The sequence below is a fragment of the Legionella busanensis genome (assembly GCF_900461525.1).
GTDB classification, from domain to species: Bacteria; Pseudomonadota; Gammaproteobacteria; order Legionellales; family Legionellaceae; genus Legionella_C; species Legionella_C busanensis.
Genome location: NZ_UGOD01000001.1, coordinates 731,375 through 745,825 on the forward strand (window position 1 = coordinate 731,375; position 14,451 = coordinate 745,825).

A 14,451-nucleotide genomic window follows, 5' to 3' on the forward strand; every position below is an offset into this window, starting at 1 on the left:
AGTAAGTTAAAGTGTTTTTAATCAAATAATATTGGGGAGGGGTGTGAAACACTCCTTTGTATTTTTACTGTTTAAATAGATGCAGTCATTAATTGGTGTAAAATATGGACCAGCGGGATTATTATGAAGTACTTGGCGTTAATCGGAACGCTGATGATAATGAAATAAAAAAAGCGTATCGCAAATTAGCGATGAAGTATCACCCTGATCGTAATCCCAATGATAATGATGCTGAAGAAAAATTTAAAGAAATTCAAAGTGCCTATGCTATTTTATCTGACCCCCAGAAAAGAGCTATGTATGATCAATATGGTCATGCTGGAGTTAGCGGTGGTGCAGGCGCCGGTGGTTTTGGTTTTGGTGGATTTGGGGATGTATTTGAAGATATTTTTGAAAATATTTTCTCTGGCGGCCGTGCTCGCCAATCTAGGGCTCATCGAGGCGCTGATTTACAATTTAATGTGCAATTAACTTTAGAAGAAGCAGCAGTAGGTAAACAAATAGAAATTACAGTTCCTCGGCATGCAACCTGTCAAAACTGTGCTGGCTCAGGCGCAAAACCTGGTTCTTCTCCTAAAAATTGCGAGACTTGTAATGGCGTAGGTCAAGTACGTATTCAACAAGGGTTTTTCTCAATTCAACAAACATGCCCAAGTTGCCATGGTGAAGGTAAAGTTATTACCGATCCATGTACTAGTTGTCATGGTCAAGGGCGTGTTCGAGAAAGCAAGAAGCTTACCGTAAAAATTCCTGCGGGAGTAGATAATGGCGATCGAGTTCGTCTAAGTGGTGAAGGTGAAGCGGGCCTTCATGGAGGCTCACCAGGCGATTTATACGTCCAAATAAATATTAAAGCCCATAGTATTTTTGAGCGTCATGAAAACGATCTCCATTGTGAGGTTCCCATTAGTTTTGCTACAGCAGCTTTAGGTGGTACTATCGAAGTGCCTACTTTAGAAGGTCGGGTTACTTTAAAAATCCCTGCAGAAACACAAACTGGTAAGGTATTTCGCCTTCGTGGCAAGGGAATGAAATCAGTTAGAGGCCATGCACCAGGCGATTTATTATGTAGAGTCGCTGTTGAAACGCCAGTTAATTTATCACGCGAGCAAAAAGATCTACTAACTAAATTACAAGAGTCGCTAGAGAGTAGTAAAAAAACTCATTCGCCTAAGTCAACTAGTTGGTTTGACGGTGTAAAAAAATTTTTTGAAGATATGAAATTTTAAATCTTTAAAAATAATTCTGCTAATTTAAACGTAAAACTTCTCCTTATTTAAAGGGGAAGTTTTATAATACTATACTAAATAACCTATCATTCGGTATAATATGCACTCTTTAGTAATTTAAGAACCTGCCTTCAAAGTCTACTAAGGCGGCTGAAAGCGGTCGATTTTTGGGGTCCATGGCTCATTACTTCTAGGTATGCTCCGCTACGGTCCTTAAAAATCAACTTTTTTCGTTCCACCCAAGTGATTTTGCAGACGGGCTCTAAGTTTTATTGATTGTCTCGATATAAGGTTTTTTCTCATGGTTTATAAACCCGCAATTTTAGCCCTTGCTGATGGTACTGTTATAGAAGGTATTTCAGTGGGTGCCAATGGTGATTGTGTGGGTGAGCTGGTATTTAATACCGCCATGACAGGATATCAAGAAATGCTCACCGATCCTTCCTACGCGAAGCAAATCGTTATGTTAACAACCGCACATGTTGGTAATACAGGATGTAATGATGAGGATATGGAAGCATCAAGAATATGGGCAGCAGGCCTTGTAATGCGCAATTATTCGCCCTTGGCAAGTAATTACCGTTCTAATCAGACGTTGTCTGACTGGCTTAAAAAAAATAATATTGTTGCTATCTCAGGCGTAGATACGCGGCAATTAACAACAATCATTCGTGAAAAAGGGGCACTTGGTTGTTGTATTAGTACTAGAGTCGATAAACCAGAATTAGCGTTAGCTAAAGCAGAGTCTTTTGCTGGGTTAAATGGTACAGATTTAGCTTCTGATGTTTCACGACAGACCATTGAGCGCTGGGATCAGGGTCGTGGTGAATGGGGCGAAGCTTCAAAGCCTTTACAATATCATGTGGTTGCTTATGATTTTGGTGTTAAGCACAATATACTAAGAATTCTTTATGATAAGGGCTGTCACGTTACACTTGTGCCGGCACAAACTAGTGCAGAGGAAGTCTTAGCCCTTAATCCAGACGGCGTTTTTTTATCTAATGGCCCAGGTGATCCTGAGGCTTGTACTTATGCTATTGAAGCGACTAAAAAATTCTTACAAACTGAAATCCCAATTTTTGGTATTTGTTTAGGATTTCAAATTTTAGCGTTAGCAAGCGATGCAAAATCGATGAAAATGAAGTTTGGACATCATGGTGCTAATCATCCTGTCGTAGAAACATGCGAACCTAAACGCGTATTTATTACCAGTCAGAACCACGGCTTTACGATTGATGAAACAACCTTATCTGATAATTGGGAGATAACCCATCGTTCTTTATTCGATCAAACGTTGCAAGGTATTAAACATAAGTTGAAACCTGCACTTGGTTTTCAGGGTCATCCTGAAGCAAGTCCAGGTCCACATGATATAGAGATTATTTTTGATCAATTTATAACGATGATGCACAATGATAATAATTCAAGAGGAATAAAGTGAACGAATTTCATGTCTTTACTTCAGAATCAGTCTCTGAAGGTCATCCTGATAAAATCGCCGATCAAATTTCTGATGCTATTTTAGATGCTATCATTAAAAAAGATCCTAAGGCTCGAGTTGCTTGTGAAACATTTGTAAAAACTGGCATGGTTATGATAGGCGGAGAGATTACTACTTCGGCTTGGGTTGATGTTGAAGACATTACGCGTAACGTAGTCAAAGATATTGGCTACAATAGTTCAGAAATGGGTTTCGATTGGGCTTCTTGTGCTGTCTTGTCAGCAATTGGTAAACAGTCACCTGATATTTCGCAAGGCGTCGATAACTTAGAGACTAGAATTTTAGGTGCTGGTGATCAGGGATTAATGTTTGGCTATGCAAGTCGAGAAACTGATGTATTTATGCCTGCGCCGATTGCTTACGCTCATCGTTTAATGGAGAGACAAGCTTATCTTCGAAAATCGCAAAAGTTACCCTGGCTGAGACCTGATGCTAAATGCCAACTAACATTGCATTATGAAGGAGGAAAACCTGTAGCAATTGATACAGTTGTTTTCTCAACTCAACATGACCCAGATATCCAACATGCTGATCTAATGGAAGCGGTTCATGAAGAAATTATAAAGCCTGTATTGCCAAGTCATTGGTTAACAAACAATACGCGTTATTTTATAAATCCCACCGGTCGTTTCGTTATTGGAGGGCCTCTAGGCGATTGTGGCTTAACTGGTAGAAAAATTATTGTCGATACTTATGGCGGTATGGCTAGACATGGAGGCGGCTGCTTTTCTGGTAAAGATCCATCTAAAGTAGATCGCTCTGCTGCTTATGCCGCAAGACATGTTGCAAAAAATATTGTTGCAGCCGAGATTGCAGATAAATGTGAAATTCAAGTATCTTATGCAATTGGTGTGGCGGAGCCCACTTCAATCAGTATTAATACCTTCGGAACAGGTAAATTACCTAATCAAGATATTATTAATCTAATAAATAAGCACTTTGATTTAACGCCACAAGGTATAATTGACGAGCATGATTTGTTACGTCCTATCTACCGACAGACGGCTACTTATGGTCACTATGGTCGTGATGAATTTCCTTGGGAACGATTAGATAAAGTGGATGTACTTAAACAAGCTTTATAGTAGTCAATATCAGTTGTCTAATAGGTTATAAAAACTCTACTTTAGCCTATCTTCTAAATTAGAAGTAGGCTAAAAATTAATTATGTTAATATAATGCATCTATTAAAGGATAATTTATGAATACAACCACCGTTGCTGCAAGCAAAACCTTTAATGATTTTAAAGTAGCAGATGTTTCTCTTGCTGCATGGGGCCGTAAAGAAATTGCGATTGCTGAAACAGAAATGCCGGGGCTAATGGCGTTACGAGAAGAATTCGCTGCAGAGCAGCCACTAAAAGGCGCACATATCGCAGGCTGCTTACATATGACTATTCAAACAGCAGTATTAATTGAAACGTTAATTGCTTTAGGTGCTGAAGTCCGGTGGTCTTCTTGTAATATCTTCTCTACCCAAGATCATGCTGCTGCGGCTATTGCTGCAGCAGGTATTCCTGTTTTTGCCTGGAAAGGAGAAACTGAAGGTGAATATTGGTGGTGTATTGAGCAGACAATTTTAGCTAAAAATGGTTGGCGGCCCAACATGATATTGGATGATGGAGGCGATTTAACCTTTGTTATTCATGATAAATATCCTGAGTTACTGGATGACATTCGGGGTATTTCAGAAGAAACAACGACTGGCGTCGCTAGATTATATGACATGGCTAAAAAAGGTTTATTAAAAACACCAGCTATTAATGTCAATGATTCAGTTACAAAGTCAAAGTTTGATAATCTTTATGGGTGTAGAGAGTCACTGTTAGATGGTCTAAAGCGTGCTACTGATGTCATGGTTGCTGGAAAAGTAGCGCTAGTGATTGGTTATGGTGATGTTGGTAAAGGTTGTGCGCAAGCACTACGTGGTCAAGGCGCAACCGTTTTAATTGCTGAAATAGACCCTATCTGTGCGCTACAAGCAGCTATGGAAGGTTATCGAGTTGTGACCTTAGACGAGGTTGCAGAGCAGTTAGATATTGTTGTTACGGCAACTGGCAATTACCATGTTGTAACCCATGAGCATATGCTTAGGATGCGCAATCAAGCCATAGTATGTAATATTGGACATTTTGATTCTGAAATTGATATTCAAAGTTTGCGGCAATATCGTTGGGAAAATATTAAACCTCAAGTTGATCATGTTATTTTTCCAGATGGTAAACGGGTTATTATACTTGCTGAAGGACGCTTAGTTAATTTAGGTTGTGCGACAGGTCACCCAAGTTTTGTCATGTCTACTTCTTTTACCAATCAAGTTTTAGCGCAGATTGAATTATATAAGAATGGACATGATTATGAGCAACAAGTCTATACTTTACCAAAACATTTAGATGAAAAGGTTGCTCGCTTACATTTAAAAAGGATTGGTGCTAAGTTAACTGAATTAACTCAGCAGCAAGCTGAGTATATTGGTGTAAATGTCAATGGACCTTATAAGCCAGAGCATTATCGTTATTAATAGAACATTAAACTTATTTAAAGTTAATTACGGAAAGCTATAACATGCTGATGGATTTTATTTATTTTCTTTTGCATATAGATACTTATTTAGTAAATTTTGCGTCTACTTACGGTATCTGGACTTATTTGGTCTTGTTTGCAGTTATTTTTTGTGAAACGGGGTTAATTATTACCCCTTTTTTACCAGGTGATTCATTGCTTTTCGTGGTTGGCAGTTTTGCCGCTTATCCATCTAGCCCGCTTAATATTATTATTCTTTTCTTATTATTAAGTGGGGCTTCTATTTTAGGGAACCAAGTTAATTACTTAATAGGAAGGAAGATTGGACCACGTGTTTTTACGGCCAAGGATTCTCGATTTTTCAATAGAAAGCATTTAGAGCGGGCGCATCAATTCTATGAAAAAAATGGTGGGAAAACGATCTTTTTAGCTCGTTTTTTACCTATTATTCGAACGTTTGTGCCATTTGTGGCTGGCGTAAGTTATATGCGTCCAGTACAATTTTCTTATTACAATATTTTAAGCGCCGTAGTTTGGGTAGGAAGCTTATTATTTTTTGGTTATTTTTTTGGCAGTATTCCCATTATTAAAGAAAATTTTTCTATCGTTATTTATAGTATAATTATTCTTTCGTGTTTGCCCCCGATAATTACATTTATAATGGCTCAAAATAAAAGATAGATAATGATTACAAAAAACTAGGATATATTTACAATTTGATTTTGATTTACATGCCGCAATTTTTTCTAGGCTTGCATGCAAATTTATTTCATCCTATCTGCTCTTTATACCCTATGTACCGCGACTTGTTCGCGGTATTCAGAAACAACACTCTTAGTAGTAACAAAAGACCTCATGAAGAAGGAGCCATCCATCTAGAAGGCAGTCTTTAAGTAAAGATACTCTGCTTTAAATCCAGAAAGCTTGTTATTTGTCGATTCCTAGACTTATTTAAATAAATGTTGAACCCTATATCAGAGGCCATTTACGTTTACTTACCATCTTTCCTGGATGCCGCGAACAAGTCGCGGCACGTAGGTTGAGGTGGAATCGCGACACGTAAACTGAGGTGAAATTGTGGCGTGTAGGATGCAGTGAAATTGTAGCAAAAAAGGTGGGATAAAGTTGCAGCATGTAGGTGACTTAAAATTTTCGGCGCCGATTACGGAATTTTTGGTAAGCACCAATAGTAATTAAAGCTAATAAAATTTCTTAAATTAACATTTATAAGTATTTGTTATTTAAATTAAAATTTTATTATTGCTATTTTCTCAATAAAAATAAAGATTAGCAGATATTTTTTTACGAAAATCTTACTTTAAATTAAGCTAAAATTAATAATAGGCATAAAATTTACCCTACTCAATTTTTAAAATTATCTTTAGTTATTCTTTATCTACTATACTAAATTTAAGTTAAGCCTAAGTATTTTAAAGAAATTTTATACTTAAGTAATTTTACAATGATTATGCATAGTTTAATTAATTAAAGGTATAAACTATGAAAAATGTAAATAAACCAGGGGCAGTAACTTCTATAGAAAGTAAACATATTGATTTATTAGGTATTGATGAATTTGATCTTAAAAAAAATAATAAGGCAAAATTTCAGGCAAAACAAATTCCTAATAATTGTAGTCATACAGTATTCATTGGTTTATTGACTATAGATGGTATTTTTATTTATGTTAATAAGCTTGTTTTTGATGTAATCGGTATGAAAGCAGAAGAAGTTTTAAATAAACCCTTACCTAATATTCCTTGCTGGTCCTCTTCTATTGTTAATCGTAAGCTTCTGCATAGGGCTATTAAATTAGCTGCAAAAGGAAACACAATCCATTTTGAAATTTATATTCGAGATAAACAAGGGAAGATGTGTATTTCCAATTTTTTCTTATATCCTCTATTTGATTCTGAAGGAGAGGTAAGTTATCTAATTCCTGCTATTGAAGATATTACTTCCCAGCATTATCTAGAATCAAACTTACAATTAACTCAGTTTGCCGTGGATCATGCTGATGACGCTATAATACAAATTAGTGCTGATGGTAAAGTTAAGTATGCTAATAAATCTGCCTGTCGCCATTTAGGGTATTCACATGAGCAATTAATTGGTATGGCAATTGAAGAGTTCGATATTAATAGTAGAGAAATTGAGTGGCCAACGCAGTGGAATATACTAAAGACACAAGGTTCTAGACGTAATGAGTCTGTACATTCCCATTCAGATGGACGAAAAATACCTGTGGAAATTTCCGCAACTTATTTTGAATATCAGGGGGAGGGTTATTGTTTTCTCTATATAAAAGATATCAGTGAACAAAAAGCAGATGCTAAACGAATTGAGTATTTAACACATTATGACCATATGACACGATTACCGAATCGAGTGTTATTTACTGAGCGTCTAAATGAAGCAATTAATATTGCTGCAAAGAACAAAACTAAATTAGTCATATTCTGTTTGGGACTAGATCGATTTAAATTGGTTAATGATACTCTAGGCAATGTTAGTGGCGATGAAGTTTTACAAATTACAGCTAATCGACTTATTTCAATTGTGCGTAATAGGGATACGGTTGCCCGTATTGGGGGTGATGAATTTGCTATTTTATTGGCAAAAAGTCCACAAAATAATGAGGATATAGTGCGTACTGCTCAGCGCATCTTAGATGTTTTTAATCAGCCCTATTTAATTAATCGGCAAGAAATTTATATTATGTGTAGCATTGGCATCACTACTTATCCTAAGGGGGGCAGAGATGCTGATGAAATTTTAAAAAATGCCAGTGCCGCCCTACAACAAACTAAAAAACAAGGTGGCAACAATTATTGTGTTTACACTTCCACTTCTTGTAATCGTGATCCAGCTCGCTGGTATTGGGAGACAGATTTAAGAAATGCCTTAAAAAGCAATCAGTTTGAAATTCATTATCAACCTCGAGTTGAATCTAATACAGGTCGAATATCTGGTGCAGAGGCCTTACTTAGATGGCGTCATCCGTCAAAAGGTTTAATTTTACCTGATCAATTTGTAAATATTGCAGAGGAAACAGGCTTAATACTGCCTATTGGAGAGTGGGTATTACGTAATGCTATTAAGCAGCGTAAAGCTTGGGCTGAACAAGGGATTTCATTAGCAAGACTCGGTATCAACCTATCAGCTCGGCAATTTCGCCAGAGAAACTTAGCTCAAACAATAGAAGCTATTTTTGAGGAAGTTAAGCTTAATCCAGACCTTATAGAGTTAGAATTAACTGAAAGTTTAATTATGCAAGATGTAACGCAAGCAATTCAAATTATGAATGAATTAAAACAACTTGGTGTTCATATTGCGCTAGATGATTTTGGAACAGGTTATTCAAGCTTAAGTTATTTGCGTTATTTTCCTATCGATACTTTAAAAATTGATCGTTCTTTTGTTAATGAAATTACTTTTGACAAAAATAGCGTTGCTATCGCTGAGGCAATTATTATTATGGCACATCGTTTAAATTTAACTGTCATTGCCGAAGGCGTAGAAACATTTGAGCAACTTATGGTTTTGCGTCAGGGCGGCTGTGATCAAATCCAAGGTTTTCATTTTTCAAAAGCATTGCCGCCTGAAGAGATGACTATGTTATTGGCTAGCGAAGTAGCTGTAAAGAATTGGGGCGAAGCTTATAATTATCGTCACTAAAAAATTTAAGCCATTGGTACAACAATAAACTATCCTAAAAAATGCCATGTCAGCTATTTCTTATGTTTGTAAGGTACATAGACTGGCTCCCAGATATGACGCTTTATACACGCCTCAATTTCATCATCACTCATAGGTTTTGCTAAATTATCTCTTACGGCTTCTTTAGCTACTGCTAAAGCTACTTGATATGACACTTCTCTAACTTGAGTTAATGGAGGTAATAAATTTGCTTCAGGGTTTTTTCGAGCGGGTGAACAATCAGCAAGTGCTTTTGCTGCTACCATAAACATTTTGTCCGTCACATGCCGTGCTTGAACGGATATTAAACCTAAACCCATACCTGGAAAAATATAAACATTATTAGTTTGATCCACCCGAAATAATTTGCCGTTTTTAACAATATTACCAAAGGGGCTGCCAGTTCCAATAACAGCTCGGCTTTCTGTCCAAAGCATCAAATCGGATGGCGTCGCTTCACTATGGGTAATAGGATTAGATAAAGGAAGAATAATAGGCTGTTTAACATGAGAAGCCATTTCTCGAATGATTTCTTCTGTAAATAATCCTGGCTGGCCTGACACGCCTAGTAAGACATGGGGGTGTAAGTTTTTAATGACATCTAAAAGACTTATATTATCTTTATTTTCAAGTTTCCAGCCAGTGATTGCTGCTCGTGTTTGTGTTAATTTTTGTTGAAAGGGTAATAAATCTTTCATTTCATTTAGTAATAAGCCATTTCTATCGACCATAAAAATACGCTTACGTGCCTCTTTTTCAGATAATCCTTCTTCCATCATGGCATGAATAACTAATTCTGCTATGCCACAGCCTGCTGTGCCTGCACCTAAAATAACTATACGTTGTTCACCTAAGGGGATACGAGTAACTTGTACAGCCGATAAAAGTGTTCCTGTTGCAATAGCGGCAGTTCCTTGCACATCATCGTTAAAGGTACAAAGTTTATTGCGGTATTTATCTAACAAACGAGTCGCGTTTTGTAGTGCAAAATCTTCCCACTGTAATAGGATATGAGGAAAGCGTTTTTTTATAGCTTTAATAAATGCATCAACAAAATCATCATATTCTTGACCACGGATACGTTCGTGCCGCCAACCAATATATAGAGGATCATTAATGAGATCAGGGTTATTTGTACCTGTATCAAGTAATACAGGTAAAGTTGCTCTTGGATGAATGCCAGAGCAAGCACAATAAAGAGCTAGTTTACCAATAGGAATACCCATTCCACCTGCACCTTGATCACCTAATCCTAATATACGTTCCCCATCTGAAACAACAATGGCTTTAACACAATCAAAATGAGGGTTTGCCAAAATCTGATCAATGCGTTTTCTATCAGGGTAAGCAATAAAAATTCCACGCGGACGGCGATAAATATGGCTAAAGGATTGGCAGGCTTCACCTACAACAGGTGTATAAACGATGGGCATAATTTCTGTAATATGTTCAATAAGCAAACTATAATAAAGTGTTTCATTCGAATCTTGTAAATCGCGTAGATAAATATATTTTTCTAGATCAGTTTTTCTACTGCGAAAAGCTTCATAAGAACGGGCCCGTTGTTGTTCCATGGTACTTACCTCCGGGGGAAGTAAGCCAAATAAATTAAATTCTTCTCGTTCTTCGTATGTAAATGCAGAGCCTTTATTTAGAATGGGATTTAAAATGAGGTTAAAGTCTGTAACGCTGATTTCCTCTACATTTTTTTTATGTACTTTATGCTTCATTACAGCCTCCTAGCTATTTTTTAGAACATCTAAAGGAATATAATAAAATTTATAGTACAAAAATTTGACAAAATCATGTGTTTTACTATAATTAAAGTGTAGATCAATTAAAGGCTTTTATGTTTTTAATTTGATCTTAAAGAAACCACCTGCGGGTGGTTTCTGCATTTAGAGGATAAAAAGCGAGTTAACTCAATTTTAGCTAATAAATTAAAAAATTATCTTATTTTTTGTGCAACTACTTTAAAATTAATTTGTACTTCATCCTTAACAGTGCTCACATCGGACCATTCGCCTTGTCCAACTCCAAAAAGCGTTCGCTTAATGGCGGTATTTCCCTCCACCACAGTGTAACCCCTATCATTTTCGTCTACTGTAAAGGTTAGCGTTGTAGGTAAAGTTTTATTGCGAATCGTTAATAATCCATCTGCTGTATAAGTGCTTTTGTTAACTTTATTAAAATGAGTAGCTTTAAAATTAGCTATAGGAAATTTTTTTACATCAAACCAGTCAGCTGACAGTAACATTACAATTAAGTCATGATAAGAAGCACTTAATGAGGCTATATCAATATTTATATTAATCTGACTAGATGCATACTGTTTTGCATCAGCTATAATCTCACCATCAAAGTGCCTAAATTGGCCAGACACCGGCGCATTATTCTGAATGGCGGTAAAAGTTAAGCTGCTCTGGTCAGGTAAAATTTCCCATTTAGGCAAATTATTAGCAAAAAGTAGGGAAGAGAAAAAAACTAAACCAATAATTCTTAGCAGTCTTTGTGACCAATTCATGGGAGCATTCTCCGTATTGTATCATCTTTGTCGTAAAAATGATGTTTTAACGCAGCAAATAAATGCAATACAATAAGGGCAATTAAAATATTAGATAAAATTTCATGCGCTTGGGCAAAAAAGTCACGCCAGTAATCATTAGGTGCAATTAAATTAGGAAGCGTAAATAAACCAAAAAAGGAAACAGGAAAGCCAGCGGCAGATGACATAAGCCAACCGGTAAGAGGCATAGCGAACATCAAAATATAAAGCGACCAATGGACAGTTAAAGCAGCATTTCTCTCCCAGCGGGGTATTGTGAGTTGGGGCGTGATATTTACGAATCGCCATAGAACTCTTAAAGTAACCAATGTTAAAACGATTACTCCAACTGCTTTATGTAAACCGTATAATCTTAATTTCTCAGGGCTTGTATCTAAGGAAGTCATATATAAGCCAACACATAGCATAGCAATAACAATAATAGCTAAAAGCCAATGCAAACTAATAGCAACTAGACCATAATGAGAACTGGTGTTTTTTACATGCATGATTATCCCTTATAAGCTAGCTTGGTTATCTTGATATGCTTCAGCACCAATTTCAATTTTGACGTCGTCTCCTAGGGCGTCTTGTAAATTAGTCATACCAAAATCAGAGCGCTTAATTGTTGTTGTAGCTGAAAATCCTGCTGTCATTCTTTCTTTCATGGGATGTTTACCCATTTTATTTAGCGTAACCTCTAGAATAACTGGTTTCGTAATACCATGTAGATTTAATGTACCATTTACTTTAGCTGTATTTTTACCAGTAATATCAATTTGTTTACTTGTAAAAGTCGCAATAGGATATTGTGCGGTATCAAAGAACAGTTTTTCCCGTAAATGTTTATCAAGTTCAGGAATGCCAGTAATAACATTAGCAAGGTTAATATTAGCAATGACTTTACTATTTTGTGGATTTTTAGGATCAAGCATAATTTCGCCATTAACAAACCATTTGCCGGTTTGATAAGAAAATCCTAAATGTTTAATAGTCCATTGAACATAGGAATGTTGATTATCAAAGATCCATTTCTCAGCTGCAAATGCAGAAAGAGTAGTGAAAATAAATAGTAGTCCAAGAAAACGCTTTAAAAAAATAAGCATAACTAACTCCAATGTCAGTAGAATTTTGGTAGAGTCATCCAGCAGCATTACATTAGCAAGGTAGTGCTAAATTGTCATTTACTTTATTATTATTTAGAAATTCATATACCTCTGGCTTTTAATAAATTTACAATTATTTTATTTTTTAATCTCTTTTAAATACAATTTATTACGCACATTTTAACCTTAACTGTTTTTAACTGGAAAGTAGAAAAATTATCATAATTTATATTTTACAAATGGGGGCCAACACGGCTAATATAAAAAGGAATCACAGAGGCTGTACGGAGGATTCGTATAAACTTTTCCTTTAACTCAAGGAGTGACATATGTCTTTATTAGGATGGGCACTAGTATTTTTAATAGTAGCCATTATCGCAGGTGCTTTTGGTTTCAGAGGAGCTGCTTCCGCTGCTGCCGGCATTGCTAAAGTACTTTTCTTTATATTTATCATTGTGTTCTTGGTACTGTTAGTAATGGGGCTATTAGGTGGTGGTACACCGCATGTAGCGACGCCTTAAATTGATTGAAATAGCCGCATTATAGCGGCTATTTTATAAGGGCAGATGTGTTTTCGAAGGTTGGCTCTGCAGTAATTAACTTATTTTTTTTAGCATAAAGACCATGTTTAAGGACACCTGTTTCTTCCTGAGCACCTATTTCACCTTTAGGTGTTAACGTATTATTCATTAGGACTGACGGCCCAGGAATAGGTAAGGACTCGACTTCGGCATGCTCTTCGGGGGGGTGTTTAAGTTTTAAATCTTTAACGCCTATTCTTTCTAAGCGTTCTATTTGACTTTCTTGTCTGTCTAATAAGTCACGATACCGATTATTACTGAGTTCCAACTGTTCTTTTACTTCACGTAATTCTTTTTCAAGCTCTTGTACCCTAGTATTGATGAGTAAAGCATTTTGCTCATTATCGTTGATTATTGTTGCAATTTTCTTTTGAAAAACTTCTCGTTGATTATTATCATCAATTACTGCATTTGATAACGTTTTAACTGTGTTTTGTAGAGTAATAGACACATCTTTAGCTTTTTTCACTTCTATCTCCATAGAAGTTTTAACATTAACAAGTTCAGTTACTTTCTCATTAAGCTGTTGGCGACTTTTATCGTAATCTTTTCTAACTTGCAATAACTCTAATTCATTTTTCTTTAGTAGCTCTTCATTTTCTACTGCTGTTTGCCTAAGTCGCTCTGCCTCTTGTTCTAATTTTTCTTGGGTTTCACGTAATAATTTTTCAGTAAAAACAAAAACTTCTACTTGATTACTTAATGTTTCTAATTTGTCATTAAGTAAGGCTATATTGCCTGCTAATTTACTATTTTGTTCTTTGAACTTTTCAAGCTCTTTAGAAAGTCCTACACGAATGTTATCTAATGCGGAAATGGTAATAGCCAAGATGTCTGCTAAGCTAAAAACTCCTTTTTTTAAATCTTCAGTTATATTTTTATTATAATTATGGTGGTCATCGAGAATAATACTGCCCGTTGTATAAACAGCTACCGTTGCGCCACTTAAAGCTAATAGTGCTCCAAGCTGGGCTGCAATACCTGCCGCAAGGGTAGGCACAGTTAATACGGCACCACCTACCAATTTTTGCCACAATGACAATCCACCCCAATAATCGGCCGCTTTAGTAACTAAGCTTCTATTGCGAGATAAAATATCGATAATTTTAGAAAGATTCTCCTTTATTTGCGCAAGATGTTCTTCAGTTAAGGCTATTTTTTGTAGATTATCTTGCTCATTTTTATACGACTCACGGATAACTACCTCAGATAGTGGATTTTCAGAGAGCTCTGTCCCACCAACAAGATCTTCTTCTTTAGTTCCCAT

Annotated in this window: 12 protein-coding genes; 7 read left to right on the forward strand and 5 right to left on the reverse strand. The window is 36.1% G+C overall.

The window, feature by feature from the left end:
• The first annotated feature begins 104 nt into the window (after positions 1-104).
• From dnaJ to DYH30_RS03365, 6 genes are all read left to right on the forward strand, one after another.
• The gene (dnaJ, locus tag DYH30_RS03340) at positions 105-1,229 is read left to right on the forward strand and encodes a molecular chaperone DnaJ (protein ID WP_115330296.1); all 1,125 of its coding nucleotides are present in this window, start codon (positions 105-107) and stop codon (positions 1,227-1,229) included.
• A gap of 301 nt (positions 1,230-1,530) precedes the next feature.
• Positions 1,531-2,670 carry a glutamine-hydrolyzing carbamoyl-phosphate synthase small subunit gene (gene carA, locus DYH30_RS03345; protein WP_115330297.1) on the forward strand — a complete coding sequence of 380 codons (1,140 nt, stop codon included), beginning with the start codon at positions 1,531-1,533 and terminating at the stop codon, positions 2,668-2,670.
• Complete coding sequence (gene metK, locus DYH30_RS03350; RefSeq protein ID WP_115330298.1) at positions 2,667-3,815, forward strand: methionine adenosyltransferase; 1,149 nt, start codon at positions 2,667-2,669, stop codon at positions 3,813-3,815. The genes carA and metK overlap by 4 nt, the downstream gene beginning before the upstream one ends.
• A 116-nt stretch (positions 3,816-3,931) precedes the next feature.
• On the forward strand, positions 3,932-5,251 hold the full coding sequence (ahcY, locus tag DYH30_RS03355; protein ID WP_115330299.1) for an adenosylhomocysteinase: 1,320 nt from the start codon (positions 3,932-3,934) through the stop codon (positions 5,249-5,251).
• A gap of 44 nt (positions 5,252-5,295) precedes the next feature.
• Positions 5,296-5,934, forward strand: coding sequence for a DedA family protein (locus tag DYH30_RS03360; protein ID WP_165482142.1), 639 nt, complete (start codon positions 5,296-5,298; stop codon positions 5,932-5,934).
• Between the two features lie 819 nt (positions 5,935-6,753).
• Positions 6,754-8,931 carry an EAL domain-containing protein gene (locus tag DYH30_RS03365; RefSeq protein WP_115330300.1) on the forward strand — a complete coding sequence of 726 codons (2,178 nt, stop codon included), beginning with the start codon at positions 6,754-6,756 and terminating at the stop codon, positions 8,929-8,931.
• A gap of 53 nt (positions 8,932-8,984) precedes the next feature.
• Here the strand turns inward: DYH30_RS03365 and DYH30_RS03370 are convergent, their stop codons facing one another.
• The 4 genes from DYH30_RS03370 to DYH30_RS03385 all read right to left on the reverse strand — a co-directional run bounded on the left by DYH30_RS03370 (position 8,985) and on the right by DYH30_RS03385 (position 12,603).
• Positions 8,985-10,682: an NAD-dependent malic enzyme gene (locus tag DYH30_RS03370; RefSeq protein ID WP_115330301.1), complete on the reverse strand. Its 1,698-nt coding sequence runs from the start codon at positions 10,680-10,682 to the stop codon at positions 8,985-8,987.
• Positions 10,683-10,900: 218 nt separating this feature from the next.
• Positions 10,901-11,476, reverse strand: coding sequence for a YceI family protein (locus DYH30_RS03375; RefSeq protein WP_115330302.1), 576 nt, complete (start codon positions 11,474-11,476; stop codon positions 10,901-10,903).
• Positions 11,473-12,006, reverse strand: coding sequence for a cytochrome b (locus DYH30_RS03380; protein ID WP_115330303.1), 534 nt, complete (start codon positions 12,004-12,006; stop codon positions 11,473-11,475). The genes DYH30_RS03375 and DYH30_RS03380 overlap by 4 nt, the downstream gene beginning before the upstream one ends.
• A gap of 9 nt (positions 12,007-12,015) precedes the next feature.
• Complete coding sequence (locus DYH30_RS03385) at positions 12,016-12,603, reverse strand: YceI family protein (protein WP_115330304.1); 588 nt, start codon at positions 12,601-12,603, stop codon at positions 12,016-12,018.
• Between the two features lie 329 nt (positions 12,604-12,932).
• Here DYH30_RS03385 and DYH30_RS03390 point away from each other — a divergent pair, with 329 nt between their 5' ends.
• Positions 12,933-13,124 carry a DUF1328 domain-containing protein gene (locus tag DYH30_RS03390; protein WP_115330305.1) on the forward strand — a complete coding sequence of 64 codons (192 nt, stop codon included), beginning with the start codon at positions 12,933-12,935 and terminating at the stop codon, positions 13,122-13,124.
• Positions 13,125-13,152: 28 nt separating this feature from the next.
• On the opposite strand, the gene DYH30_RS03395 is transcribed toward DYH30_RS03390, so the two are convergent.
• Positions 13,153-14,451, reverse strand: a complete 1,299-nt coding sequence (locus DYH30_RS03395; RefSeq protein WP_115330306.1) for a LegC2/C7 family Dot/Icm T4SS effector — start codon at positions 14,449-14,451, stop codon at positions 13,153-13,155.

Bases quoted from the DNA above. Each gene is read 5' to 3' on its own strand.
- DYH30_RS03395 (WP_115330306.1), bottom strand. From the start codon at position 14,451: ATGGGAACTAAAGAAGAAGATCTTGTTGGTGGGACAGAGCTCTCTGAA.
- DYH30_RS03390 (WP_115330305.1), top strand. From the start codon at position 12,933: ATGTCTTTATTAGGATGGGCACTAGTATTTTTAATAGTAGCCATTATC.
- DYH30_RS03365 (WP_115330300.1), top strand. From the start codon at position 6,754: ATGAAAAATGTAAATAAACCAGGGGCAGTAACTTCTATAGAAAGTAAA.
- DYH30_RS03385 (WP_115330304.1), bottom strand. From the start codon at position 12,603: ATGCTTATTTTTTTAAAGCGTTTTCTTGGACTACTATTTATTTTCACT.
- DYH30_RS03375 (WP_115330302.1), bottom strand. From the start codon at position 11,476: ATGAATTGGTCACAAAGACTGCTAAGAATTATTGGTTTAGTTTTTTTC.
- DYH30_RS03360 (WP_165482142.1), top strand. From the start codon at position 5,296: ATGCTGATGGATTTTATTTATTTTCTTTTGCATATAGATACTTATTTA.
- carA (WP_115330297.1), top strand. From the start codon at position 1,531: ATGGTTTATAAACCCGCAATTTTAGCCCTTGCTGATGGTACTGTTATA.
- DYH30_RS03370 (WP_115330301.1), bottom strand. From the start codon at position 10,682: ATGAAGCATAAAGTACATAAAAAAAATGTAGAGGAAATCAGCGTTACA.
- dnaJ (WP_115330296.1), top strand. From the start codon at position 105: ATGGACCAGCGGGATTATTATGAAGTACTTGGCGTTAATCGGAACGCT.
- DYH30_RS03380 (WP_115330303.1), bottom strand. From the start codon at position 12,006: ATGCATGTAAAAAACACCAGTTCTCATTATGGTCTAGTTGCTATTAGT.
- ahcY (WP_115330299.1), top strand. From the start codon at position 3,932: ATGAATACAACCACCGTTGCTGCAAGCAAAACCTTTAATGATTTTAAA.